Genomic DNA, 23,947 nt, shown 5'->3' on the forward strand with positions numbered 1-23,947 from the left:
CATTTCGCCCTCAGCCGGAACCGACCCCTACAACGTGGCGCCGGGGACCCGGGTGCTGTTGCTCAGTGAAAGCAATGACCAGCTGCAGCTCGATCCTGTTCTGTGGGGATATTCCCCGCCGTGGTGGCACAAAGCGCCCCTGATTAATGCTCGTGCTGAAACAGCAGCTGAGGGACGTATGTTTCGTCCGCTGTGGGAACGCGGCCGCGCCGTTGTGTTTGCTGACGGGTGGTACGAGTGGGTGCGCCAGGGGAACAATAAACAGCCGTATTTTATTTACCGCAGGGACGGTCAGCCCGTGTTCATGGCTGCCATTGGCGCGCGGCCGTTTGGACTGAGGGATGACGGAGAAGGGTTTGTTATTGTCACGGCAGCAGCGGACAAAGGGCTTCTCGATATCCACGATCGTCGTCCTCTGGTGCTGACGCCGGATGCCGCCCGGGACTGGCTGCGCGAGAGTCTCAGTGGTGACGAGGCGGGCAGGACAGCCAAACAGGGGGCGGTGCCTGCTGAGGCATTCACCTGGCATCCAGTTTCCCCGGCGGTCGGCAACGTGCGGAATCAGGGAGCGTCTCTGACAGAACCTCTCTCCTGATGCTGGCTCCGCCAGCGCCAGGGTTCTGTCTGACCCGGAACTGACCAGAGCCCGATACCCTGTCGGCGGGCTTCGGCTTCCAGCTGAGCGTAGTCAGTCCGGGCCGGTTTTCCGTGGTACCGGTATACCCAGGCCAGCCCTTTGCGGATCTGCGCGGCATTCACATCCGTCGCGCCAAGCCACACGGTGCCCAGCCGCCGCCCGTAGCGATCCGTTTCTTCACCCGTGATGGTTACGTTACGCTGCGCCACCATTGATGTGAGTTCCTGCCTGGACCGCTGGCCAAAGGGCTGGTTCTTTTCCGGCGCATCGATGCCGGCAAGACGAACGCGCGTCAGGCGGTTCCCCGTTTCAAGAACCTCAACGGTATCTCCGTCCAGCACGCGAACGATCCGGCCGCTGATATCTGCGCTGGCCGGGAAGGTCACCACGAGCAGGAGCATGGCACTGAGCTGCCGGATCATGCATACACCTCACCTGCTGTACTGCTGTTCAGTTTTTCATTATCAATGATCTGCAGGGCGTAACTGACATTCAGTCCGGTCATGTTGGTATTCAGCTCTTTCATCATGTCTGCGCTCGTATACCGGGCACTGTCCTTCAGGCCGCCCTGGTAGCCTTTGGAGGTGACAACCTGCAGCTGTTCAGGCGTACGTAACGCGTCCCTCCCCGCGAGCAGGTCTGCTTCAACGGCACGCAGGTACACCGGAGAGGCGGCCACCACAAACCGATCGTCAGGCCTCGACTGCATCAGCGCCCTCAGGGAGGCATACCGTCGTTCCGCAGGCGGGCAAGCCGTCAGGCTTTCCCACAGTCTGCTGTGACTGAACGGCATCGAGGAGAATGTTGCTTCGTACGGGACTACAGCGTCTGATACGTGCAGCAGCCCCAGGCCAGCTGAAATTACCCACAGCTCAGCGCCGGTACGTTTTGCAGCCGCAGCTGCCCTGCTCCAGTGCTGGCCCGTATACAGCTCGCCGGCGGTCATGGAGGGCGATCCGCGACGGGCCTGCGCCAGCCTTTCCAGCCAGAGCCCGTAAGCTCTCTCCACGTCACGTTCATCCGGAAAGACCGCATCACCTGCAGGCACGGTTTTGCGGCGCGTGCAGGTGACTATGAGATGGACGTTGCCTGTGCTCATGACGGCATCCCCGCGCTGTGGTCGTTCCAGACGATCACCGTGGCCAGATGGTCCGCCACCTCCCGCCCCGTGTAGCCGGCCAGGATCGCCAGCGCCCTGGAGCCTGCGTCACGGGAGAGCGGACTCCGGAACCCGAATCCGTCCGTCATCAGGAGCCACTGCAGACGTTCCGTCCAGCGCTCGCCGGGTTTACGGGCCGGCGAAAACACAATCGCCGTCAGCTGTTCGCGGTTGCAGTACAGCTGGCGCTGCTCCAGTTCGTCCAGCAGGCTGTTCAGTTCGCGCCGGTCAAATTCTTCGTCGCTCATCAGCGGCCAGCGGATGCGGCGCCGCTGCAGCTCCTGCGCCTGGTCACCGGTGAACCCCGCGCGGGCCAGCAGGTCGGCCAGCGCGTCCTCCGTGTCTTCCTCGTATGTGGCAGCCGTGAGCGGGAACGCCTCCGGACGGTCGCGCAGGACGTGCAGCAGGCGCGCCGGCGCCGGCAGGTCGCGGAGCGCCCCGCCAGGCATGATCATTGCCATCCTGATCTCCTCATTCAGACCGCTGATCCCCTGCGCCTGCAGCGCGCCTTCCAGCTGGCGTAACCAGGAGGACGTCTGGTCTGCCGGCGCGCTACCGTCCGGTATACCCGCCTCCGGCGTGGTGCTTTCATTAACCTGCACCCGCACCGCAATCCCCGCATCGTGGCAGGCCTGCAGCCAGGCGGCGACCTGCAGGGGATCACCTTCCAGGCGCGTCACCTGCCCGGCCGCGCTCCACAGCTGCAGGCAGGTGGTCCCGTCGAGGCGGATAACGTAGTCGCCCCGGCACGCCAGGTGCCAGCGACCGTCGAGCGCCACCGGGCGGTCGTCAGCTTCCTCTGTCTGGCTGCGCGGGAACAGGGGCAGAACCCGGACCGCCGTTGCGCGCTGCTCCGCCAGGACGCGCGCCTGTTCGTCAGCGAGAAGCGGGGCGGCCAGCGCACGGCCGGCGTCCGTCAGCTCCACGGCCAGCTGCAGGTTCGGGGCGCGCAGGGTGCGCAGCCAGCCCGCGGCTTCCATGCGCCGGCAGGAGGCGCGGAGGTTCGGCCCGTACACCGGGGCGTCCCCGCCCTGCTCCAGCACCCGCTCAATATCCCGCGTGGCCACCGGTCCCGGACGTTTCGCACCGAGGGCGGCCAGCACAATCAGCACCCGCCGCTGAAGTGGTGACGGGCGGCGGCTTTTTTTCTCCGTCACGCCCGGATCTCCCTGAGAGTATGGATCAGCCCCTCAAGGCGCAGCCTGTCAGCGTCAATGCGCTCCATGTCCGGCACGCCCGGGTACCCGCTCATTGCGAGGATAAACCAGAACCGGAGAATGTCTGAGGCCCTGTTCAGCTCCTGGACGTAGTACGGGCCGTCCAGGCGAAGGTCGCATTTCCTGATTTCCTCCTCTGCCTTTTGCGTCAGCAGCTCATAGCTGAGTGAAAACGTCATTTCTTTATCCATCCTGCACGCTCCGTCTGATAATGTCCGGTCAGGTAAAAATCATACCTAGAATGATTTGTTACTGAGTTGGTTAACATCATATCAGATATGAATTTCTGGATTAACGATAAATATCACGCCTGATATGATTTTATGCACTATCTCATGTAATCATATCCCTTGCGTGTTTTCCGCCGCGCAGATCCGAAAAATGATTGTTCCGGATCTGCCTCAGGCGCACGGGCGCGCTGCGGCGCAGAAACACAAGATGTGCCACTCTGTCAGCTGCTGTTTCTTCTATATGTTGTGTTTACCCCCTTCCCCGTGACCCGTCGCGCAGGGGCAGATATTGCCGCTTTGCTTATTTCGTGTGCGTGGTACACTTCCGGAAACTGTTGAATACGCAAAAAATCGGATCACACCGAAACGGCCATCCGGTAATTTAACGACGTGGCTATATGGCTGCTTATTATCAGCCTGAAAATGATGACGGCAGGGGAAAATCCTCAAGCGTGACATTCAGGCGTGTGAGCAGGGAATGATTGCGCATGGTGATTATTTCCATGAGTATCTCTTCAAATGCTTCAGGAGGATCTTTGAATGCAGGTATCGAAATACATAACAGCTGACGCGTTAATTCAGGAACTCCATGATGAAGGACACGATGTCATCTATGAGCGAATTACTGAATATCCGGTTCTGAAAGGGGTCGCCCAGATCCCACCGGCAAAACATTTACTCACTCAGGAAGGATACGTCGTCGGGATCTTCGTTGAACCTATGGGAGGATGGCGCCGGCGTGAAAGCGATGACTGCGTCAGTGATGAACCTGGTATTGAAGACAACCCTTTTAAGGTGAAGCACGATGTTAATGCGTCCCGGAAAATAATCCGACGCCTGTAGGAAGACGCTTTCAGCAAGGCGGGATTTCTCAGTAAAGGAGGGATTATGTGTGATTTATGCAGGGCGGACGGGAATTACTTCCATACGCCGGAATGTGTGTATGGCCAGCTGGTCAGTGAGTACCCCGTGATGTGGCTGCGGGATTCGACCCGGATTGGCGCCTGCTACACCCTCCGTGAACTGCTGTCGCCGGAAGGGATGGTGCTGGCCATACAGAACGCACCTCCCGTGACGGGATGGCGGCTGCGTATGCGGTATAACGAGGCCACAGATGAAGAGATCGACCCGCAGCGCGGGGACTGTATCGAGCTGCCCTCCAGGACGGACGCCCTGCTGGCCTTTGAGTCGTTCCGTGGTAGCGCGGCGTCAGTATGAACGGCGGGATTTTTCATTTACAGAACCATACAGAAGGGTACTGGCATTATGGGAAGCATGAAAGACCAGATGATGGATATTGAATCTGAACGATTTGATAAATGGCTTGCGGAAAATTATCCGGATGTTGTCCCCGGCTCAGAAGAATGGGAACAGGCCGCTAACCTTTATTGCTGGGAACAGGAGTATCTCGCCGATCAGGCTCAGTGGGATCATGAACACGGGCTGTTTGTGGCTTCCCTAAACAATGTTCATCAGCGTTACCTACACGCCATGCAGGAGTTGAAGGGGCTGTATACCCTGCTCGATACAGAGCAGCCTGAACTGGTGTACAGGATGTCTTTCGTCCATGCCGTGACGGTCATGGAGGCGTACCTGATGTACTGCGCCAGGGCTCTGCTGGAAGAGGACTTGCCGCTTACACGGTTCAGGGATGAGTTTTATATGAAGTCCGATAAAATCAAAAATCCGGTAAAACATGCTGCCCGTGACATGGCTCTTTCTCTGTTCCGGCCTGCGGCGCAGAATTTTGTTTCCCGGATGACGTTTCATAACGTAAAAACCATTGAGCGCTATTTCGAGACTGTGCTTCATATACCGCCCGTCTGGCCAACTGAGCCGCTGGGTATCATCGCAGACTGGCGAAACGATCTGGTACACCGCAACGGTGTGGATGAGCATGATGTGCCACGAGTGATATCAGCGCCGCAGCTGCAGAGCGCCCTGCAGAAAGTGTCGGATCTGATAGAGGCTGCAGATCATTCCCTGCGTCTGGAAGTGGACTATTTTGGTAACTCGCGTACAGAAGAAAACCGGGAAATCATTGCGGCAGCACTGCGCATATCCCCGGGCAGAGAATCATCCTGATGACCGGACTCGTAACCCTGGGAGGGTATTCGGCCACAGGTACTCAGTTACCAGTTTCTATCGACTATCCGGCGGCGCTGGCCCTGCGTCAGATGGCACTGGTTCAGGACGAACTGCCGAAATACCTGCTGGCCCCGGAAGTGAGTGCCCTGCTCCACTATGTGCCCGACCTTCACCGCAAGATGCTTCTTGCTACCCTGTGGAACACCGGCGCCCGTATTAACGAAGCACTGGCCCTGACCCGGAGTGATTTTTCCCTGGCACCGCCCTACCCGTTCGTGCAGCTGGCCACACTCAAACAAAGGGCTGAAAAAGCCGCCAGAACGGCTGGCCGTGCGCCCGTCGGCAGTCAGACTCACCGGCTGGTACCGCTTTCTGATGCGAACTATGTCGGTCAACTGGAGATGATGGTGGCCACGCTGAAAATTCCTCTTGAACGACGTAATAAGCGAAGCGGCAGAACCGAGAAGGCACGCATCTGGGAGATCACCGACCGGACGGTTCGCACCTGGCTCAGCGAAGCAGTTGAAGCCGCAGCGGCCGACGGGGTGACGTTCTCCGTGCCGGTGACCCCGCACACGTTCCGTCATTCCTACGCGATGCACATGCTGTATGCCGGTATACCACTGAAGGTGCTGCAGAGTTTGATGGGGCATAAGAGCATCAGTTCGACTGAGGTGTATACGAAGGTGTTTGCGCTCGATGTCGCGGCACGGCACCGGGTGCAGTTCCAGATGCCGGGCGATGAGGCGGTAGCGTTGCTAAAAAATAGATGATTAAGATAGCAAGATAGTAATTTATTATCTTGCTATCTTAATGGGTTATTAAGTTATTAAGTTATTAAGTTATTAAGTTATTAAGTTATTAAGTTATTATTTTAATCTAGATTTTTCAATGAGTTGAGATATTTCTTCTCGCGATAAATTTTCTAACGCCATCACTGCAGCTCTAACTACATCTGATCTATTGACTCTCCTGTTCCCTGATAACATCTCTTCCCTTATGACATTATCAATTGAGCTAAGATTCTCTTCAGCAAGAGAGATGCTGACTGGTTTTGCTTTACTAGTCGCAGGTTTATTACTTGGTTCGTCAAGATTTTTTGCAGTAAGGCCAGCTGAACCTCCGTTTATAAACGAAGCTTCATCCTTTGGCGGCGTATGTGCTCTATTTCTCACAGAATGATCTCCTTAACCAGAGCTTCAATTTCTTCTTGGGCTTTGATGTTCTGTGTTTCAAAAATAGTCATTGATTCGGCCCAGGCATCCCTGTGAGCTTTTCTGTCACATACGCGAGCATTAGACAGATTCATTTCCGGAAAGTCTTTGAGAACATCCGCCGCCTGATTAGCTTCATTAACGAACATGTTAGTTGGTGTCATATTCAACACTAAATACCCACGTACAGACTCGTTGAAATCTTTAGCAGCAGTAAAAACAGAGCATGTATGAGGTACAACATCCAAATCCATTTGGGACGGTCGTAAAGGGGAAATAAACACATCTGCAGCCATTAATCCACTTCGCATCTCTGCACTGTCACGGCCAGCACAATCGGCGATTACAAAGTCATAAGACTTTTCATGCTCTTTAAGCATGGCTTTGATGTTGCCGGACGCTCCAGTCACAGGCATATGAGGCAAGTTCTCTGGTCGATTGTTATACCAGGTTAGCACTGATTTTTGATCGTCGGCATCTACAATGAGAACTCGCTTTCCTAATGCCATAAGATATGCAGCGATGGAAACTGCGAGCGTACTTTTACCTACTCCACCTTTTTGACTACCAAGAACAATGATCATATTCCGCACACCTTGTTTGTTATCTTATTAAGATAATAGGATAACAAGCATTAATTTTCAATATGCGCCTGAGTTGATATTTTGTTATCATATTAACTTAATATGTTAACAATTACATTAAATTCAATGCATTAAAATACAATATTATTATCTTACGATCTTAACAAGATATTACGATAACAAAATATTATCTTGTTATCGTAATCGCACTTTTGAGTGAAGGAGTAAAGCAATGGACCTGGTGTGGAAAAAAAATCCAAGGGGAAGGCTTGAAAGGAAACTGAATCTGGCAGAGAGAGAGGCATTGCTGCATGTGTTCAGCAACGGTCGAAAACCCGCTCAGGCTGATTTACGTATAGCAAATTCTGTGCTTGAAGAAATGGACCGCCGTAAGTTGTGGTTAAAATGCGATTGCGTCGAACATGACCCGAACATTGAAGGTCCTTTTAACTGCGAGGTTAACGTTGCCAGGTTACGCCACGTCAAGACGACAAGACAGCATGATGAACAGTGCCCTTTGTTCAGGCTAAAGAAAAGTAAGGATGCTGATAACACTATCACAGAAGGAAAAACCAGCCCACTAAATCCGGTTGGCGGGAATGACTGGTTACCTGACAAGAAGAAAGACACCAAAATCACCGCTGTGGAAGGGCCGGTAGTGCTCCGTAAGCGTCGACGCAAAACTCTTAAACCCATTCCGGCTCTGGGCCGAAAATTGCTGACTCTCATTCAGGCAGCTGGCCTGAACCAACTTGAACTAGTACCTGAATACAAAAGTCCGGGGTTAGTCGGTTCGGTCAAAAGAATAAAAGAAGTTCTGGATGAACATACAATGGGCAACGGAACACAGCTTAATATGCTGTTCAGTTGCGCACCCTGGCTGTCCCTCGAACGGATTAACGACATGCTGACTCAGCTGGAAGTCTCACTGCAGACTGATAGCAGTGATAAGGAGGCATGCGTGTATATCATTGGTATTGCGACCGATGCCAATCGGGAAGAAGTAACCTTTAGCGTTCGGAGTAATACTTTTATCCATAGGCCTGAAGCCCGAGTCAGTATCAATGGAGAAAGCACCTACAACACTGGCAGTCGGGCCCCATACTGGGCAATTCTGGAATACCGCAGAGGTAGGGATGGCAAGGTTTACTGCCATGAGGGCTATGCGCATGCTGCGTATACGCTTGATAATCCTGTGCCTGTGGATAGCAACAAAGAACGCGACACACTGAAGGTAATAATAAACGCCAGCAGCTATGCTGGCCGTCAGGAAAATCATCCGGATGCTATCAGCCTCAGCAAGCCACTTTTCACGTCTAAAAGCACTAAAAATGGGGTGGAGGAGGTCATTCATCCTGACTTCATACTGAATGTGGTTCCGAGCAAAGAAAACATAGTTACCACTTTCATCATCGAAACAATGGGCTCTGAATCCGAGGAGTATGTCGAGCGTAAACTGCAAACACATAGCTGGATGGAGCAGGAAGGTGTGCTCTTAACTGATCCTCCGGGTTGGCCAGAACCTTTAGACAGGACATTTAACAGCTTCCTGCTCAAACACATCTTTAGTGCAGGGAAAATGCACAAATAGTTCAGGCAGCGGTTTTGAATTCAAATAGTGACAATGCACCCTCAGCCAGAAGTGGAAAGGACGCACTTAAGTGTGACAAACGACACTCAGGGCTGAGGGGAGATGTGACAAGCTGCACTGAACTAAATGTGACAAATTGCCCTCATTAAGTGTATTTAAAGCACAAAATTGGAACCATGTAGTTCCAGAAAACCAGTCAGGGCAAAGGAAGACAAACTGTTATGTGACAAATCACCCTGAGAGCTTTAACTCTAGTGTGACAAACCACCCTGCTAATTGTGACAAATCACCCTCAAAACTCACTCAGGTGTAATCGACATTATGTCGCTGAAAGAAAAGACTATATGAGTCGTCTGGCGTCCTTTCTTTTTCTCTATATAAGACAGGCGCATTGGCGTTCTGCTGTTAATCTCATCGACACTCGCCTGCAGGAACCTACGGCGAAAGTCCGGCATACGCTGATAACTTTGCGGAAGCTGATAGCGCTCCATGATCCAGTCTATTTTCAGGGATACCACGCCAGAGCCATCCGGCTTACGGTACTGGCATAGTGACTCGTACAGGCGCATGGCATAGGGATTGGTGATCTCTTTCGTTTCACTTAGTCGGAACTGTGTGAAACGGTTCTGAAGGCCAATAAAGAAAGGAATGAGGTACGGGTTAATATGAACGCTGTAGAGCCCTCTGGAGGGACTATGGGCACGTTTGATGAACCAGGGAAAGGACTCATAACCTTTTTCTTCCCCGGCATCCTCTTCAGGCCGATAAAAGACCACTTCTTTACCCGCGAATCCCTTGAGAGCCTGACGGATATCTTTGCTTGCCTCGGCGGAGGTCAACCCGAAGGTTTCCGCATACTTGGCGACCTGAATTTCACATATACCGTCATGCTCCTGCAGCGTACCGTCAGATTTTCTGATCTGGTCCACAAAGAGATAAAGCATACGCTTTTGATCGCGAGATAGACTGTATGCCGCCTCAGTCAGTTCGTTTGACTGGACAATTCGCGGGCTATTCTTACGTTTTTTATGGTTGATAACCGCAACTTCCGTCATGACAGGTCCGTGTAAAGTGTGACAGGAATTTAGATTGTCACACTAATTGAAAAAGAGTCAACAGGTTGGGATAACTTTGTGGAATACAACAAATCATGAGGGCAATTTGTCACAGGGTTAAGGGCAATCTGTCACACTTTAAGATGGAGATTGAGGGTGATTTGTCACACTGAAAGGGCAGATTGTCACACAGATCCTTCTCAAACCCGCATGAATAAAGGGCTGAGAGGTGTTCTAAAAAGGTAAACCTAACAACCCTTTAAAAAGATCTTATAAAAATATGCCCGTGGATAAGTGGATAAACAGAGTGGGGTATCCATTAAACACCGAGCGTAAGCAGAATTTGTCCGTGCAGTTCCCTGGTGCTTCCTCGCTCACTCGCGGGCTTCGCCCTGTCGTTCGGCTGCGGCGAGCACTACTGGCTCTCTCTGAAAGGCGAAATTTAACCGATCCTCGCTATGGGGATATCTTTCCAGCGGGTGGTGTACGCAGGGGAGAGCATATCGCGTTTCATCTGCCATGCAGGCGCAATACCTCGTCCTGCAAACCAGACCTGTCCCAGCCCGGAATGATTAATGCCATCGAGAACCTTCATCAGCTCAGCGCTGTGAGGACGTGGAGGACGTTCGTCGAACAGCTGCAGCTGCGAAACGCCGGAGCCGGTGAAGTCATTCAGCATCACACCGGCTTTGGCATACCGGTGCCCATCCTTCCAGATACGCTCCAGAGCCGTTGTGGCGGCCGCAATGATGTCCCGGGTGTCCTGAGTGGGGGTAAGCAGTTTCTCCGTGGCCACGTTGCCATAGTAAGGCTCTTTAACGGCGAACGGAGACGTTTTGATGAATACGGAAATATGCCGGCAGTACTGGCGCTCTTTACGCAGCTTTTCTGAGGCCCGCTCTGCGTACTGACAGACAGCCTGGCGGAGCGAATCGTACTCCGTGATTTTCTCTCCAAAGCTGCGGCTGCAGACGATCTGCTGTTTCGTCGGTGGTGCTTCCTCAAGCGACATGCAGCTTTCCCCGTTCAGTTCGCGTACTGTTCGCTCGAGAACGACGGAGAAATTTTTGCGGATGAAGGCCGGGTTCGTCAGGGCCAGGTCGAGCGCGGTCTTAATGCCCAGAACATTGAGCTTGCGTGCAATACGGTTTCCCACGCCCCAGATCTCTTCGACCGGCTGCAGTGAAAGCAGTTTCCGCGTTCGCTGAGGATTACCCTGAGTCAGGGCGAGCACACCACGAAACTGTTTCCACTCCTTTGAGGCCCATTGTGCTGATTTTGCAAGGGTTTTTGTTGGAGCAGTCCCCACTCCGATGGTCAGACGGGTACAGTCATATACGTGCTGGCGCAGCTGCCGGCCGAAGTCCTCCAGAGCCATGCAGTGCTCCACGCCGGTCAGGTCGAGGAACATCTCGTCAATCGAATACTGTTCCACCCTGGGCGCCAGCTCCTCCAGACAGCTCATCACGCGCGCCGACATCGAAGCGTAAAGCTCATAATTGCTTGAAAAACAGTATATTTTTTCCGGGTAAAGCTCGTTCTTTATCTGGAACCACGGGGTGCCCATTTTTATCCAGGGCTTCGCCTCGGCGCTGCGTGCGATCACATTTCCGTCGTTGTTGCTCAGGACGACGATCGGCTTTCCTTTCAAATCCGGGCGGAAAACGCGTTCGCAGCTGGCATAAAAGCTGTTCACATCGGCCAGGGCAAACATCAGTACATCTCCCTCGGGCGGTGGATGATGTGCGTGACGACGCCAAAGATATCCAGATCGTCCGGGTCGGGATAAATCGGCGACCAGGCGGCGTTCATGGGCTGCAGCGTCAGTCGTGGCGTCAGCAGCAGCCGTTTGACAGTAAACTCCCCCTGCACGCTGGCCACAACAATATCGCCATGCCGGGGCTTCTCGGCACAGTCCACAACCAGCAGATCGCCATTGTACAGGCTGCCGTCGGCCATGCTGTCTCCGCTGGCGCGAAGGTAGTAAGTCGCGCTCGGATGCCGTATGCAGTAATCATGGAGATCCAGATCGGATTCGACATAGTCAGCTGCAGGGCTGGGAAAACCGCAGCTGGCCAGGTCTGCAAACAACGGATGGGCCTGTGGCGAGAGTTCTTTCCCGGTGCTGAAAAGCTGCAGTTTCATCTTTCCTCCTGACGTCTAAATATACTGGTTATGCATACAGTATATTTAACAGCGTGAGGATAATCCAGATCGCCTGCGCCATGAACAGAGTGAGTAACCTAAGCTACTCAAAATGTTCAGTAATATCATTTTGATTATTTTGTATTTCTCATTATGAGAAATAAGGCTTTTATTTTTCCATTTTGCTCTTATAATATGTATCAAATTGAGTGTAATTGACGGAGCATAATGGTGAATATTTACTGCGATGATGGTTCAACTAATGTTAAGCTGGCATGGTTTGAAGGAAACGAGCTGCAGACCCGGGTTTCTGCTAACTCCTTCCGGCATGGCTGGAAAGTGGCGGAATTCAGTGCTGCAACGTTCAACTATGAGGTGGGCACGCTGAAATATACCTGGGACAGCGTCAGCCGGGATGCCATCCCGACAACAAACGTGGAATATCAGTACGGTGATCTCAACCTGCTGGCCGTGCATCATGCCCTGCTGAACAGCGGACTTGAGCCGCAGCCGGTGAGCCTGACCGTGACGCTGCCCCTGAGCGAGTATTATGACGGGGACTGCCAGCGGAACGAGGAGAACATCCGACGCAAACGGGAAAACCTGATGCGTAAACTGGTGCTGAATAAGGGCAGGGCTTTTACCGTAACGAACGTGACGGTGATGCCGGAATCACTGCCGGCGGCGTTCTCCCGTCTCGCGGAGCTGAAGCCCGGTCCCGCAGAGACCACCCTGATTATCGATCTCGGCGGAACCACGCTCGATGCCGGCGTGATTGTCGGACAGTTTGACGATATCAGTGCGGTACACGGCAATCCGTCTGTCGGCGTGTCGCAGGTCACCCGCGCAGCTGCAGGCGCGCTGCGGGCTGCAGACAGCGAAACCAGCGCGCTTATTGCTGACACGGTCATCCGCAACCGCAACGATCGTCAGTATCTGCAGCGTGTGATCAACGATGCCGGAAAAATCGACGATGTTCTGAACAAAATTACAGAGGCAATCACTTCCCTGGGCGCGCGCGTCACCAGTGAGCTGACGGCCTTCAGGAACGTTAACCGGGTATTCCTGGTCGGGGGAGGGGCATCCCTCATTGAAGAGGCTATCCGTCAGGCCTGGCCTCTGGCTCCTGACCGTATCGAGGTTATCGGCGATCCGCAGCTGGCACTGGCCAGAGAGATTGCCCTTTACAATAAAGAGGACTAAACGTGCCGGACGGCCAGTATTCTTTCTATCTGCACAGCGACGATCGCACCGACATCGCGGCGATGGCGACCATCAGCACCATCTCACAGCCCCTGCGCGGTGACTTCATCCGGACCGCCGCCACCGCCGGGGCGGTGATGTACCAGACGGATGCCCGTTTACCGGCGCTGATCCCGGTGTTCTTTGACGGGCATCTGAGCGCCATCCGGCTTTGTGCCGTGATGGCGCTGGTCTCCGGCACCTGGTCTTCACTCTCAGGACTTCCTGATGAGCCTGACGGTGGCGTGGCGGCTCTGGCCATGTCACCGGATACTGAATACCAGCGCCGGCGTTACACCCTGACGCTTCTGGATGACCGGAGCAGTGAGCGGGTTGAACGTGTGCTGACGGGGGTGTCATCCCGCCTGCGCGGAGAGCTGCTGAGAAACCTGATTATCACCGGTCTGGCCCTGCATACGACCGCGCCGGAGCTGCCGCGTCTGCTGGCCAGCATGCCGGTACCGCCCGGCACGGTCAGCGAGCTGCAGGTTCTGGTCCAGCAGATGGCCGGTACGGCTGGCGTGAGTCAGGCTGCAGTACCGGAGAAACCAGCAGAGCCTGCTGCACCGGTAACCGGTGATGCGACCAGGATAAAGAAAAATATGCGCCGGGCATTCGGAGACTAAAACATGTCAGTGATTAAACAAAAGGCAGAGCAGTGCATTCATAACTTTCTGCGTGCCCGGAACGTGCCTGAATCTCAGTGGCCGGATCTGGTCAAAAAGACCGGCAGGGGAATGATACTGGCAGGCGTGGCCGTTGTGGTTCCCGGCGTTCTTGTTGATAACATCTCCCTGCCGGTGACAATCGCGATGCAGGTCTGCTATGCCTCACTGATCGGCCTCGGGGTTCTCCTGGCGTTTGACGAGAAAAAACCAAAGGGGCGGGGATGAATATGAACATTAACCTGAAGGAAACAGTATGCAGCTTGAAGAACTGACAGGAGACGAACGTACGCTGGTCGTTGTGGCACTGCAGGCGTTGTTCCGCGAGAGATTAACCGCATCAAATGCCGTCTTTACGGTATGTAGCCTGTCCGGAAAAGAGCAGCCGCCTGAGGATATTTTTGGACTGCGTGAAGTAGAGGATGCGCTGAGACGTATTGGTGCTGCTCCTGCGCGTTAAATCCGGCCCCGTACACTTCAGAAAAAAACGGCAGGGTGACATCTCATCCCTGCCGTCAAAACTAAACGCTTAATTTTTCGGCGATTATAATGTATTGTTTTGTGATGTAAATCACATTTTAATTTTATGTGAAATTATCTCGCCCTGTTTAACGTTGTCCCGGAAGATAGGCCGCCGTGCCTTCACGCTAACCCGGCCGCTTCAGCCGCCAGGGAAGCTGTCGCCTCCGTCCTCACCCGTTCGCGCCCTTCACGGGCTGAATGCACCGTGCAGGGCTTGCGCTGCGGCTTCGGCGTCGCCCTGGCGTCCTCCGCTTTTCGCCGGGTTTTTGTGGCGGCACGGCGCAAGAGGGTGCCGGATGCTGAGGACACAACCATGTTCAGACTGACCTGTATTGAACTCGATAACGGCGAGTTTGCCGTCTATATCAATCACCATTACCTGTGGAGTGAAGATGCCAGCGGAGAGCGACTTTCTCTGGGGGAGGTTCTGGAGCAGCTCTCCCGGCTGCCGGGTGTGGAATTACTGACCCTGCTGGAACCCGTACCGGACGACGATGACTGGTGCTGGAACGACATCGCTGATCGCGTCCTGCCGTCGCGTCCTGCATGTCGTGATGATGTGACGGTGGCAGGGCTCATCGCCAGGCTGAAGCAGTACCCACCGGATGCACTGTGTATGGGGACGTTCTGGCTGGAAGATGATTTTCTGTCCCTCGATGGCAGTCTGTCGGAGGAGGAAATTGCAGAAGCCATGCGTATCTGCGACCACAGCCACGATGCAGGCATCGGTTTTAACTGGGACACGCTGCAGTTTGCCATCGACAGGGTGAAGGGGGGTTGACGTAAAAAAACAGGACGCCTTCCGGGAAAAGAGCGTCCTCAAATGTGTCAAATTCGTTGTAAGTGAAAACCCATCAGATGTTTTCGACACAGATGATTGCACAATCACTTCTCACTTTCACCTGCCATATATCCTACTCAAAAAAAAGACGTCTCCGGTCGGGGACGTCCTGAAATCAAAGGCACACATGTAAGATAACGGCGCGGATCCATTATCAGTGTGTATTCTGCCATACCCTGCCTGACTCATCAGCTACCAGAACCGGTAACAAAGGATGTCGGTTCCCTCCGCCTTATTGCCGCCAGCCGGCGGCGTGTTCAACGCCGTGCCTTCACGCTAACCCGGCCGCTGCGGCCGCAAGGGAAGCTCATCGCCGTTCTCCTCACCCGTTCGCACCCTTCACGGTGCATTCAGCCCGTGAAGGGCTTGCGCTGCGGCTTGCGGGAACGCCCCAGCGTCCTCCGCTCAGAGCCGGGTTTTTGTGGCGGCACGGCCCAAGAGGGTGCCGCATATCAGAGAGGAGTGTGTCTATGTCCCGTTATATTCTGGGTGACTGCGTGCAGGTGATGTCCCGTTTCCCGGCGCGAGCCGTCGATTTTATTCTTACCGATCCCCCGTATCTGGTTGGCTATAAGGACCGTACCGGCCGTACCCTGGCCGGGGACAACTCTGCCGAATGGCTCCAGCCCGCCTGTCATGAAATGTACCGCGTGCTGAAAAACGACAGCCTGATGGTGAGCTTCTATGCCTGGAACCGCGCGGATCTGTTTCTGAATGCGTGGAAAGCGGCCGGTTTCCGGGTGGTTGGCCATATCGTCTTTGCCAAGTCCTACGCCTCAAAATCGACGTTCGTGGGTTACACCCATGAGAGCGCCTACCTGCTGGCGAAGGGGAGGCCGCAAACCCCGGACCGTCCTATCCCGGACGTGATCCCCTGGAAATACACGGGCAACCGACACCACCCGACGGAGAAGCCGGTGCAGAGCCTGCGACCGCTGATTGAATCGCTCACGCGTCCGGGGGCCATAGTCCTTGACCCGTTCGCCGGCAGCGGCTCCACCTGCGTGGCCGCCGCCGAAGCCAGCCGCCGCTATATCGGGATCGAGATGCTTGAGGAGTACCACGCCGCCGGCGTCCGCCGTCTGGCACAGGTTGAACGGGCGAGAAGGATGCCGGCGGCCAATGACGGCGCGTTTTACCCTGACTGGCCGGAGGCAGCATGAATTACCCGGGCCTTGAACACCTGCGCGCGGATGTGGCCGCGCTCAGCAATGCCATGTGTGATGTGCGGATGCTGCTGAACCGCCTCGAATCGCAGCACCGGCACGACGCGGCAACGCTTACTGAACGTATGGCAGCGCAGACCCTGCGCCGGATCAACACCCTGCTTCTGGAAGCCTACCGCGAAGCCCTGGTGCTGGACGAGACCTTTCAGGACTGACTGACCCTGCCGGGCGGAGGCCCGGCCTGTAACCCCTTACAAGAGAGAAAAAACAATGTACGGAACCCGCGAAGAACTTTGTGTACAGCTTGAAAACATGTTCACGTTTGACGAACCCCTGGTCCTGCTGGTCTGGACGGAAGATGGGATTAGCGTGGCCTGCCGTGAAGCCCAGCCAGAACCGGACGGGGCTGAAATCCGGGAGGTGATGAAGGCGCTCGGCGAAATGAAAATGACGCAATACCGCCAGGAGGGGGTAAATAATCAGACTGTCAGCGAGCTTCTGACCCGCCAGCGCGAAGCGGCAAACCGTGAGGTTAGTGTACCGGCGGTACTTCTGTCCCGCATCCTGCGCAACTATGAATGCGAGCTGGAAAACCGGATCGGTATGGCCTGGGAAGCCGGGCGGCAGGAGCCGGAATCCGTCAGAAATGAGCTGAATAACGTTCGCGCCCTACAGGAGGTGCTGGCCGCCTGAGAGAACGCCGGGGTAACGCCCCGGCAACCGGTGGCCATCCACAGCGAATAAGGACGTCAGTGCCTTCCGCTTTTATCCGACGCCGCCCGCCTGGCCACGTCGGGACAATGAAACTCCCCAGAAGCTCCGTGCGGTGACGGCATGCGCCGTGACTTCACTGTAGCCCGGCCGCATCGACCACAAGGGTTCGCTGACGCCTCCGTCCTCACCCGTTCGCACCCTTCACGGTGCATTCAGCCCGTGAAGGCTTTGCGCTGCGGCTTGCGGCGTCGCCCCTGCGTCTTCCGCTTTTCGCCGGTCTGTCGTGTCGTCACGGCGATGCCGGAACCGAGAATATGTTAACCGTGGAGGATCTATGAACCAGACCGTGACCTGTGATGCTGTTCGTCTTGAGGGTGCGCAGCGCCTGACTTTCCTGCCTGATTTGTTTGGCGGCGATTTTATGACGTCCGAGGCGTCCGTGTACGCCTACGCCTGGCGCTACTGCCCCGAGTATCAGGGGGGATTCTGGCAGTTTTACCGGCTGCCGGACGGGGGCGGATTTATGGCGCCTGACGTGGAGAGCCTGACCCTGTGCAATCCGGATAACTGGTTTGAGCAGACTGTCAGCGGGGAAGTGGCGGGGATCATCCTCACGGCGCTGGTACTGAATCACCGGAGCTGGCACCACAGCAACCATGACCATGAGGAGCTGTGCCGCCACTTCTGTCGCCGTTATGAGCAGCTTATGGCATTTGCTGATACCCACCCTGAAAGCGCCACGATCTGGCGTGCCCTTGACTGACTGACCATGGGCGGCGATGCCGCCCGACTAAAGGAGAAAAACATGATTGGTACAGCAAAAGAGATCGCCATCGAAATGCTGCGTGATGACGATAATGACGGCGAGAAATTTGTATTCGCCAGCTGGAGCCGGAACGATATTCGCGGTCTCTGCATTGACTGGGATCTCAGTGATGAAGAGATCGACGTGGTGATGGAAAGACTGGAGGCAGAGCTGTATCCCTCCGGGTGTGTCCCTCTCATCTACAACATTGTTGAGGTGATGGTGGAAGAAAAACGGAAACACCGTAATGTCACCATTCCGGCTGCGGCGCTTGCGGTGGTGATGCAGCTTGCAGGGAAGGAAATGGAGCGTATCGCCGTATGCGCTGAGGATGGCGGCGGATCGGCAGAAGAAACCCTGAAAGAAGAAAATGACGTCATGTTGAGCCTGCGCGCTGCGCTCGAGGCCTGACTGAGAAGCCGGAGGCATTGCCTCCGGAAACTGAAAAAAGGAGAACACCATGCAACTGTCACCGGAAACCCGCAGCATCCTGCGCCAGTATAAAACGCTCATCAACGAGCGACGTCGCGAATCCGGACTCAGCCCCGTAACCACAGCGAAAGTGCTGGATGAGATCTGCGAATCGGCTACCCGCCAGTGTGCCGTCTATCTTTGCGGCCACTTCATTCTCCAGGGCGGTCAGGGGGATGGAAAGTAAATAATCCGGGCGGGGCATAGGCGCCGCCTGTTCGCGCGCGAAAACCCAGTCATCCCTTCGGGCTGACGGGGCGGCAAGGCCAGCGCCTGCGGCGCTGCCCCCTCCCGCCCCTGGTGTAAGTCAGGAGAAATGCAGAGGAATGGCATTGTGGGGGCAAATTGTCACGGATACGGTCCTGCGTGGCGTGGCGTGGCGTGGCGTGGCGTGGAGGCTCTGAAACCCGATCAGCAAATTCTCTGAAAACACCAGAATCCCACTTCTGGCCCCCTTCGGCTCCCGGCCAGCGCTGCTGTCCGGTCGTCGAGCCCCACTCCGCCAGGGCGGCTGCTGACGCACCCGCCGGGCTCCGCCGAACCCCTACGGGTTTCGGGCTAACGCTAGGGTCTGATGGCGAAGGTCAAAAGCTGCGGCTTCTCCGGCCGTGCCGTCCGGAACGCCTTCACCGCGCCGGCTGATGCCGTCGCTTTAATGGCGCCACGCCGTTCCGACGTGTCGGGTGTGTGCATCCTGTTCCCCCGGTGAGGCCATCCCCCGTGCGTCCTCACGCGGAGGGCTATTCGTAGCACCGTCTGGTCGTCATCCGAAGGGTGAAATGCACTCCGCCAAAAGTTTTTGCGGGACGCAAAAACTTTTGTCTCCGCCCTTCTCCTGCCGCCCGGCCGTAGCTACTCGGCCCTTGCCGCGAGAGAACTCACCAGGGAGATGGACAACCATCACCACAGGAGAAAACCAGGATGCACACACGAAACGTCAACGTCAAAACCGCCGCTCAAGAATCTTCCAGGAAGATGGGGGAAGAACAAAACCCTGTTTCTGTCGCACGGGAGTGGGTGGCTCAGGCCACTTCGCTGAAGGCGGGGGTCACCGTCACCTTGTCCGACGTATCCCGATACGGCGACGTGCAGGTGGAGATCCGCACCAACGGAACGCTTAACTGGCGCGCCTGGTCGTTTGAACCGGATTTTCTTTTTGAACTGAAACGCAATCTGCAATACGTGCAGCTTTAACCGGAGGCCGGATGTCCGGCCTTAACCCAGAGAAGGAGGAAACATGCAGAACCTTAACACCCGTCCGGCGACCCGTAAGGTCGGGCAGAGCACCGAAATCGTGAAGCTGCTGCGCATTCAGGCCAGCGACACCCACGTGGTCGAGTTTGACAACGTGGACACCCGATTTAATGACTGCAACAACTGGCAGGTGATGGCAGGAGGCAAACGAGTCCTGTTCAGCAACCGCATGTATGAGCGTTTTTCAGATGTGAAATCGGGGATCGTGGCAACGATCAACGTGTGTGAAAACAGCGGCAGCGTAACGGATAAAGCGATGCTGGAAGGGGCAAAAGTCATGATGCAGCTTCTTGATGGCTATCCGTCCTTTGGAGCACTGGCAGCACACCCGAAACGCATTACCGGTTAACCGAGTGCCGTGACCGGATCGCACTCCGGCCACGGCTAACCACAACTATCACTGAGAGGTAAAAATCATGGTCGCCACCAATACTACGGCAAAAAAACCAGCCAAGACCACCCGTCAGACTAAATCTACGGAAAAAATCGCGCAGTCTACCGAGCAGAAGCTCGTCCAGCTGCTTGCTGATACGCCCGTACAAATCTTCCCGTACTCCCGCCTGTCACACACTGGCTTAAACACGCGCATCATTCCGCATACCGATCAGGAAGTGGAAGAGATGGCAGACAGCATTCAGGCAATGGGCATCCTGCAAAACCTGATCGGTGCAGAACTGCCGGACGGTACGATCGGCATTGTCGGCGGGGAAGGTCGCCGCAGAGGCACAGGCATTCTGGTGATGCGCGGTGTGCTCGATGCAGACACGCCGTTTGTTCCGGTGAAAGTCCTGCCCGTGGAGATGGCTGTGGCGGCCTCGATGATCGAGAACGGTCGACGTAAAAACATGCATCCCGCCGAGCAGATTATCGGTTTTCGTACCCTTCAGCAGGAAGGTAAAACGGCTTCTCAGATCGGCGCACTGATGGGCTATCACCCGCGCCACGTTCAGCGCTGCCTGAAGCTGGCGAATCTTGCCTCGTCCCTGCTGGATGCGCTGGCGCGGGATGAAATCTCCCTTGAACAGTGTGAAGTCCTGACACTTGCTGATACCCATGAGCGTCAGGAGCAGGTCTGGAAAGAGGCTGTTGTACAGTGGCGCGATCCTGCCGTACAGACCCTGCGCAAAATGGTGACCGACGACAAGATGGCCATCAGTCACCCGATGTTTGAGTATGTGGGCGAGGAAGCCTATACCGCCGCTGGCGGTACGCTGACCGCAGACCTGTTCAGCGACAAGGACAGCACCTTTGCCGATGCGGCGCTGGTGAAATCTCTGCTGGCTGGCAAGCTCACCGTGCTCGCCGCCCGCGTTAAGCAGGAGCAGGGCTGGGGCTGGGCTGAGTATCGTATGACGGAACTAAGCTTCAGTGGTGAGGACGGTGAACTTTACCGTTTTGCCATGCCGAAAGCTGTCCTGACGGAAGAAGAACAGAAGCGCGTCAGCGAGCTGGAAGAACAAAGGGACGCCACTGAAACCTGCGATGACGAATACGAGCTTCAGCAGCAGATCGATGACATTTACTGCGAGGCAGAGTATCGCGAAGCCACGCCGGAATTTCGCGCCGCGCACGGAATCTGGGTGTCATGGGACGGTAGCAATTTTCAGGTTCAGCCTGGTATCCGCAAGCTGACCGACGAAGACCGGGCAGAAGAAGAACAGGCGCGTCAGGAACGTGAAAAGAACGTTATCAGATACACCACGCCTGACATTCCCGCTGACGCCTATCCGGCAACGCTGGTTAAGGCCATGTCGGCGGAGCGCACTCTTGCCGTTCAGGCGGAACTGGCGGGTCGACCTGATGTATCGGTGGCGCTCCTGACGTGGACGCTGTGTCTTGCGCTCTTTGACCGCACCCACGGCAAGCGCAGCGAACCGCTGAAAGCCTATGTGACCTCGAATCAGTATCACCTTGCATCACTGGCTCCATCCGGTGAAGAAGGGAAGGCGCTGACGGCGCTCATTGCACAGAAAAAAGCGCTTCAGGCAACGCTGCCCGAAAACTGGCATCTCGATTTCACCTGGCTGCTGTCATGGTCAGCCGAGCAGGTGAACACACTGCTGGGATTCTGTGCAGTGCACGGTATCAACGGCATTCAGGAACGCCTGTATAACCGCACGGACACCAGTGAACTGGACGCGCTGGAAGCGGCGCTGGACTTTGACCTGCGCAAGTGGTGGCAACCGGGGGCAGAGAGCTACTTCGGCAAGCTTACCATCGCCCAGATCGGCAAGGCCTACGAAGAAGCCGGACTGAGTGCCCGCGCCGGAGAGATTGTGAAGCTCAAGCGCCGCGATGCGGCAAAGGCCGCCGAACAGGATCTGAATGCTCAGGGCTGGCTGCCTGACTGGATGGTGCGCCCTGCGCCAGCCGCTGAGGCTGAAGAAGCCACTGAATCCGACGCTGATACCACTGACCACGCTGCTTAATACCGGAGGCCGCCGCCTTCGGGCGGCGGAAAAAGACATGACCATGCAATATGACCTGAACCGAATCAACACCCTGACCGCCACAGACCTGGAGTTTATCCGTCAGCAGGGCGAGGACGCGCGCCGCGCCCTCAGCGATGCCGTGACCGGCCTTCTGTCGACACCTGAAGGATGGTGCGTCTGTGCCGAGTTCCGCACCGAGTTCGGTGGCTTCTTCCCCGTCCAGTGCCGCTTCAGCGCGGAAGGCAGCGATGACTGGCATCTGTGCGTGTGCAGCCCCGGCGAAGTCTCGCCTTACTGGCTTCTGGTGCTGCTCTCCTCCGGCGGTGAAGTGGTGCGTACCCTTTACCAGAGCGACACGCTCCAGCCTGACCGGATAAACCAGCTTATCGCGCAGCTGGCAGGTATGCGCCGCTTTAACTGCACAGCCAGCACTGTGGTGAACCTGATGAGCGTGGGGGTGACAGCATGATCCCGTCCTCACACGCGCTCGTTTCCCTGAAGCCTGCCCGTCAGGCTGCAATTCAGGCTATCAGCCATGTTGAGTCTGCCCGCGAACGCGGCGCACGACTGCCCGCCATGCCGTATGTGCGTATCTTTCTGCGCTTGCTCACGGGCAGCGGACGCCTCAACGCCACGGTGGCCAATAAAATACCTGGCCTGCACTGGGTGCCAAATAACCGTCATTCGAACCTGAAACAGGTCGAGGAAGCGCTTAACACGATGATTGCCACCTGTGGCGAAGCCTGCCCGCTGCCGCTCACGATTGACGTGCAGGCCGAGCTATTCCCTGAAGTCATGCACACCCGCACGGGGCGACGGCTGCACAGGTCCGGCATTAAGACCACGCGTCAGCTTCGCCGCCAGTCCCGTGAGTACGAACAGCGCTGGAAACTGCGCCAGAACCTGCTGGAGCAGGCGAAAATCGACCTGAATTTTCAGTCACCGGAAACCGTCTGCACCTGGTACACCCGGTGGAGCGACGAGTTTGACGCGGCAGAGCTTGCTGCACCGTTCTGGCGCTGGCAGTCGCGGTTCGCGTCGCTGAAGGAACTTGACTGGCTTCGCATCAGCGGTGAGCCGCTGTATGCAGTGATGTATGAAATCCCGTTTATTGTCCGGGAAACACCTGAGCATGTTCGTGTCGCTGAACGCTGGCAGGTGCCAAATAAGCTGGCTGATCGGAGCGGTGTATGAAGTGGCGCTATTCCCTGCGCTGGAAATTGCCACACATGCCCTGCCCTGGTCCACTGGAGCTGGTTTCAGTTGTCGTGGAGGCAGGGCAGGCGGCACCTGAAGAGGTAATGTCACGCTGGGTAGCTGGCTCAGGTTACGCTGTATGCGTGGATTTTCTCGGTCAGAAACAGATCCAGCGCTGGAGCGATGAACGGAAAGCAGCGGTGAGAAGGCGCAACATGCAGGCACGGATTAATCGTGTTGCCCCTTTGTTTGCCGATGAGTTAATCGAGCGGGAACTGGCAGCGCGTCCGGCGTATTTCAATGGCAAGTCTGCCCGATGAATCAGATACAATGCTGTCTGACTGAACAGATGGCCATACAAAAGGAAAGCAGGACTATGAGGTACTGGTTGCTCGTTATATTACTGTACGCGCTGTTCTTTTTAATCGTCAGGCATGCTGCGCCAGAATGGGAAGGCACGACAGGCTATTATGCTGGCCTGTTCATATGCAGTCTGATAGCGATGGTTATCACATGGCGTGATACGCCAGGCTGGTTCGATAAAGTCCTGCTCTGCGTAATTAAATACGGCGTTCTGAGTGCCGGGATTATCTTCTTTGTCTGGGGCGTCGGGTACAAGCTGGCATTCTGGGGGCAAGGTAATTCTGAGGCCGTATTTGTAAGTGCCGGGGACTGTTAACACCAAGCTGTAATGTCCCCTTTGAACCATTCTAAAATG

Annotated in this window: 33 protein-coding genes and 1 pseudogene; 24 read left to right on the forward strand and 10 right to left on the reverse strand. The window is 55.6% G+C overall.

Annotation, left to right across the window (positions count from 1 at the left end; genetic code table 11):
- Positions 1 to 28: 28 nt before the first annotated feature.
- Positions 29 to 595: pseudogene (locus ACQG2Q_RS25740) on the forward strand (SOS response-associated peptidase family protein); the annotation flags it as partial.
- Here the strand turns inward: ACQG2Q_RS25740 and ACQG2Q_RS25745 are convergent.
- From ACQG2Q_RS25745 to ACQG2Q_RS25760, 4 genes are read right to left on the reverse strand one after another with little or no spacing between them, the layout of a single operon-like run.
- Complete coding sequence (locus tag ACQG2Q_RS25745; protein ID WP_032650450.1) at positions 562 to 1,059, reverse strand: thermonuclease family protein; 498 nt, start codon at positions 1,057 to 1,059, stop codon at positions 562 to 564. The pseudogene ACQG2Q_RS25740 and the gene ACQG2Q_RS25745 overlap by 34 nt on opposite strands.
- Positions 1,056 to 1,736: a DUF6884 domain-containing protein gene (locus ACQG2Q_RS25750; RefSeq protein ID WP_032650452.1), complete on the reverse strand. Its 681-nt coding sequence runs from the start codon at positions 1,734 to 1,736 to the stop codon at positions 1,056 to 1,058. The genes ACQG2Q_RS25745 and ACQG2Q_RS25750 overlap by 4 nt, the downstream gene beginning before the upstream one ends.
- A complete protein-coding gene (locus ACQG2Q_RS25755) occupies positions 1,733 to 2,953 on the reverse strand; it encodes a hypothetical protein (RefSeq protein ID WP_032650454.1) in 1,221 nt (406 codons plus the stop codon). The genes ACQG2Q_RS25750 and ACQG2Q_RS25755 overlap by 4 nt, the downstream gene beginning before the upstream one ends.
- Positions 2,950 to 3,192, reverse strand: coding sequence for a hypothetical protein (locus tag ACQG2Q_RS25760; RefSeq protein WP_373276182.1), 243 nt, complete (start codon positions 3,190 to 3,192; stop codon positions 2,950 to 2,952). Before ACQG2Q_RS25760 ends, ACQG2Q_RS25755 begins: the two co-directional genes overlap by 4 nt.
- A 591-nt stretch (positions 3,193 to 3,783) precedes the next feature.
- On the opposite strand from ACQG2Q_RS25760, the gene ACQG2Q_RS25765 reads away from it, so the two are divergent.
- Genes ACQG2Q_RS25765 through ACQG2Q_RS25780 form a run of 4 tightly spaced genes read left to right on the forward strand, consistent with a single transcriptional unit; the run spans position 3,784 to position 6,104 of the window.
- Positions 3,784 to 4,086 carry a hypothetical protein gene (locus ACQG2Q_RS25765; RefSeq protein ID WP_033488145.1) on the forward strand — a complete coding sequence of 101 codons (303 nt, stop codon included), beginning with the start codon at positions 3,784 to 3,786 and terminating at the stop codon, positions 4,084 to 4,086.
- A gap of 45 nt (positions 4,087 to 4,131) precedes the next feature.
- Positions 4,132 to 4,461: a hypothetical protein gene (locus ACQG2Q_RS25770; protein WP_033488146.1), complete on the forward strand. Its 330-nt coding sequence runs from the start codon at positions 4,132 to 4,134 to the stop codon at positions 4,459 to 4,461.
- Positions 4,462 to 4,509: 48 nt separating this feature from the next.
- Positions 4,510 to 5,328 (forward strand): hypothetical protein, encoded by an 819-nt coding sequence (locus ACQG2Q_RS25775; protein ID WP_033488147.1) that lies wholly within the window; start codon positions 4,510 to 4,512, stop codon positions 5,326 to 5,328.
- Positions 5,328 to 6,104 (forward strand): site-specific integrase, encoded by a 777-nt coding sequence (locus ACQG2Q_RS25780; RefSeq protein WP_033488148.1) that lies wholly within the window; start codon positions 5,328 to 5,330, stop codon positions 6,102 to 6,104. The genes ACQG2Q_RS25775 and ACQG2Q_RS25780 overlap by 1 nt, the downstream gene beginning before the upstream one ends.
- A gap of 96 nt (positions 6,105 to 6,200) precedes the next feature.
- On the opposite strand, the gene ACQG2Q_RS25785 is transcribed toward ACQG2Q_RS25780, so the two are convergent.
- Together ACQG2Q_RS25785 and ACQG2Q_RS25790 are read right to left on the reverse strand one after the other, a co-directional pair.
- Complete coding sequence (locus tag ACQG2Q_RS25785) at positions 6,201 to 6,506, reverse strand: hypothetical protein (protein ID WP_071530977.1); 306 nt, start codon at positions 6,504 to 6,506, stop codon at positions 6,201 to 6,203.
- Positions 6,503 to 7,129, reverse strand: a complete 627-nt coding sequence (locus ACQG2Q_RS25790; protein ID WP_008502208.1) for a ParA family plasmid-partitioning AAA ATPase — start codon at positions 7,127 to 7,129, stop codon at positions 6,503 to 6,505. The genes ACQG2Q_RS25785 and ACQG2Q_RS25790 overlap by 4 nt, the downstream gene beginning before the upstream one ends.
- 232 nt (positions 7,130 to 7,361) lie before the next feature.
- On the opposite strand from ACQG2Q_RS25790, the gene ACQG2Q_RS25795 reads away from it, so the two are divergent.
- Positions 7,362 to 8,720, forward strand: coding sequence for a hypothetical protein (locus ACQG2Q_RS25795; protein ID WP_033488149.1), 1,359 nt, complete (start codon positions 7,362 to 7,364; stop codon positions 8,718 to 8,720).
- A gap of 299 nt (positions 8,721 to 9,019) precedes the next feature.
- Here the strand turns inward: ACQG2Q_RS25795 and repE are convergent, their stop codons facing one another.
- The 3 genes from repE to umuD form a co-directional block, all read right to left on the reverse strand.
- A complete protein-coding gene (repE, locus tag ACQG2Q_RS25800) occupies positions 9,020 to 9,775 on the reverse strand; it encodes a replication initiation protein RepE (protein WP_008502210.1) in 756 nt (251 codons plus the stop codon).
- A 442-nt stretch (positions 9,776 to 10,217) separates the two neighbouring features.
- Entirely contained in the window at positions 10,218 to 11,489 is a 1,272-nt protein-coding gene (locus ACQG2Q_RS25805; RefSeq protein ID WP_033488150.1) for a Y-family DNA polymerase, read from the reverse strand.
- On the reverse strand, positions 11,489 to 11,920 hold the full coding sequence (gene umuD, locus ACQG2Q_RS25810; RefSeq protein ID WP_033488151.1) for a translesion error-prone DNA polymerase V autoproteolytic subunit: 432 nt from the start codon (positions 11,918 to 11,920) through the stop codon (positions 11,489 to 11,491). The genes ACQG2Q_RS25805 and umuD overlap by 1 nt, the downstream gene beginning before the upstream one ends.
- 231 nt (positions 11,921 to 12,151) lie before the next feature.
- On the opposite strand from umuD, the gene parM reads away from it, so the two are divergent.
- The 4 genes from parM to ACQG2Q_RS25830 are packed head-to-tail and all read left to right on the forward strand — an operon-like array spanning position 12,152 to position 14,287.
- Positions 12,152 to 13,123, forward strand: coding sequence for a plasmid segregation protein ParM domain-containing protein (gene parM / locus ACQG2Q_RS25815; RefSeq protein ID WP_162489785.1), 972 nt, complete (start codon positions 12,152 to 12,154; stop codon positions 13,121 to 13,123).
- A 2-nt stretch (positions 13,124 to 13,125) separates the two neighbouring features.
- Positions 13,126 to 13,788 (forward strand): plasmid partitioning/stability family protein, encoded by a 663-nt coding sequence (locus ACQG2Q_RS25820; protein WP_033488153.1) that lies wholly within the window; start codon positions 13,126 to 13,128, stop codon positions 13,786 to 13,788.
- Positions 13,789 to 13,791: 3 nt separating this feature from the next.
- Positions 13,792 to 14,055 (forward strand): hypothetical protein, encoded by a 264-nt coding sequence (locus tag ACQG2Q_RS25825; RefSeq protein ID WP_033488154.1) that lies wholly within the window; start codon positions 13,792 to 13,794, stop codon positions 14,053 to 14,055.
- A 28-nt stretch (positions 14,056 to 14,083) separates the two neighbouring features.
- A complete protein-coding gene (locus ACQG2Q_RS25830) occupies positions 14,084 to 14,287 on the forward strand; it encodes a hypothetical protein (protein WP_033488155.1) in 204 nt (67 codons plus the stop codon).
- Positions 14,288 to 14,469: 182 nt separating this feature from the next.
- Here ACQG2Q_RS25830 and ACQG2Q_RS25835 read toward each other — a convergent pair whose 3' ends face one another.
- Positions 14,470 to 14,664, reverse strand: coding sequence for a hypothetical protein (locus ACQG2Q_RS25835; protein ID WP_074162140.1), 195 nt, complete (start codon positions 14,662 to 14,664; stop codon positions 14,470 to 14,472).
- Between ACQG2Q_RS25835 and ACQG2Q_RS25840 the strand changes: the two genes are divergently transcribed.
- From ACQG2Q_RS25840 to ACQG2Q_RS25905, 14 genes are all read left to right on the forward strand, one after another.
- Complete coding sequence (locus tag ACQG2Q_RS25840; protein ID WP_033488156.1) at positions 14,663 to 15,130, forward strand: hypothetical protein; 468 nt, start codon at positions 14,663 to 14,665, stop codon at positions 15,128 to 15,130. The genes ACQG2Q_RS25835 and ACQG2Q_RS25840 overlap by 2 nt on opposite strands.
- A 530-nt stretch (positions 15,131 to 15,660) precedes the next feature.
- Positions 15,661 to 16,353, forward strand: coding sequence for a DNA methylase (locus ACQG2Q_RS25845; protein ID WP_033488157.1), 693 nt, complete (start codon positions 15,661 to 15,663; stop codon positions 16,351 to 16,353).
- Positions 16,350 to 16,571, forward strand: a complete 222-nt coding sequence (locus tag ACQG2Q_RS25850; RefSeq protein WP_013087144.1) for a hypothetical protein — start codon at positions 16,350 to 16,352, stop codon at positions 16,569 to 16,571. Before ACQG2Q_RS25845 ends, ACQG2Q_RS25850 begins: the two co-directional genes overlap by 4 nt.
- 55 nt (positions 16,572 to 16,626) lie before the next feature.
- Positions 16,627 to 17,049, forward strand: coding sequence for a DUF1380 family protein (locus ACQG2Q_RS25855; protein ID WP_033488158.1), 423 nt, complete (start codon positions 16,627 to 16,629; stop codon positions 17,047 to 17,049).
- Between the two features lie 355 nt (positions 17,050 to 17,404).
- Entirely contained in the window at positions 17,405 to 17,833 is a 429-nt protein-coding gene (locus tag ACQG2Q_RS25860) for an antirestriction protein (protein ID WP_033488159.1), read from the forward strand.
- 42 nt (positions 17,834 to 17,875) lie between these two features.
- A complete protein-coding gene (locus tag ACQG2Q_RS25865; RefSeq protein WP_033488160.1) occupies positions 17,876 to 18,286 on the forward strand; it encodes a DUF1380 family protein in 411 nt (136 codons plus the stop codon).
- A gap of 49 nt (positions 18,287 to 18,335) precedes the next feature.
- On the forward strand, positions 18,336 to 18,533 hold the full coding sequence (locus ACQG2Q_RS25870) for a hypothetical protein (RefSeq protein ID WP_023345621.1): 198 nt from the start codon (positions 18,336 to 18,338) through the stop codon (positions 18,531 to 18,533).
- Between the two features lie 734 nt (positions 18,534 to 19,267).
- Positions 19,268 to 19,540 carry a hypothetical protein gene (locus tag ACQG2Q_RS25875; RefSeq protein WP_023337954.1) on the forward strand — a complete coding sequence of 91 codons (273 nt, stop codon included), beginning with the start codon at positions 19,268 to 19,270 and terminating at the stop codon, positions 19,538 to 19,540.
- Between the two features lie 43 nt (positions 19,541 to 19,583).
- On the forward strand, positions 19,584 to 19,949 hold the full coding sequence (locus ACQG2Q_RS25880) for a hypothetical protein (protein WP_015572064.1): 366 nt from the start codon (positions 19,584 to 19,586) through the stop codon (positions 19,947 to 19,949).
- 67 nt (positions 19,950 to 20,016) lie between these two features.
- Entirely contained in the window at positions 20,017 to 22,029 is a 2,013-nt protein-coding gene (locus ACQG2Q_RS25885; protein ID WP_033488161.1) for a ParB/RepB/Spo0J family partition protein, read from the forward strand.
- Positions 22,030 to 22,066: 37 nt separating this feature from the next.
- A complete protein-coding gene (psiB, locus tag ACQG2Q_RS25890; protein WP_033488162.1) occupies positions 22,067 to 22,501 on the forward strand; it encodes a conjugation system SOS inhibitor PsiB in 435 nt (144 codons plus the stop codon).
- A complete protein-coding gene (locus ACQG2Q_RS25895; protein ID WP_033488163.1) occupies positions 22,498 to 23,226 on the forward strand; it encodes a plasmid SOS inhibition protein A in 729 nt (242 codons plus the stop codon). Before psiB ends, ACQG2Q_RS25895 begins: the two co-directional genes overlap by 4 nt.
- Entirely contained in the window at positions 23,223 to 23,549 is a 327-nt protein-coding gene (locus tag ACQG2Q_RS25900) for a hypothetical protein (RefSeq protein ID WP_033488164.1), read from the forward strand. The genes ACQG2Q_RS25895 and ACQG2Q_RS25900 overlap by 4 nt, the downstream gene beginning before the upstream one ends.
- Positions 23,550 to 23,605: 56 nt before the next feature.
- Positions 23,606 to 23,908 (forward strand): hypothetical protein, encoded by a 303-nt coding sequence (locus tag ACQG2Q_RS25905; protein WP_033488165.1) that lies wholly within the window; start codon positions 23,606 to 23,608, stop codon positions 23,906 to 23,908.
- Positions 23,909 to 23,947 lie beyond the last annotated feature (39 nt).

This window comes from Enterobacter cloacae complex sp. 370H10 (genome assembly GCF_050031535.1).
GTDB lineage: Bacteria > Pseudomonadota > Gammaproteobacteria > Enterobacterales > Enterobacteriaceae > Enterobacter > Enterobacter intestinihominis.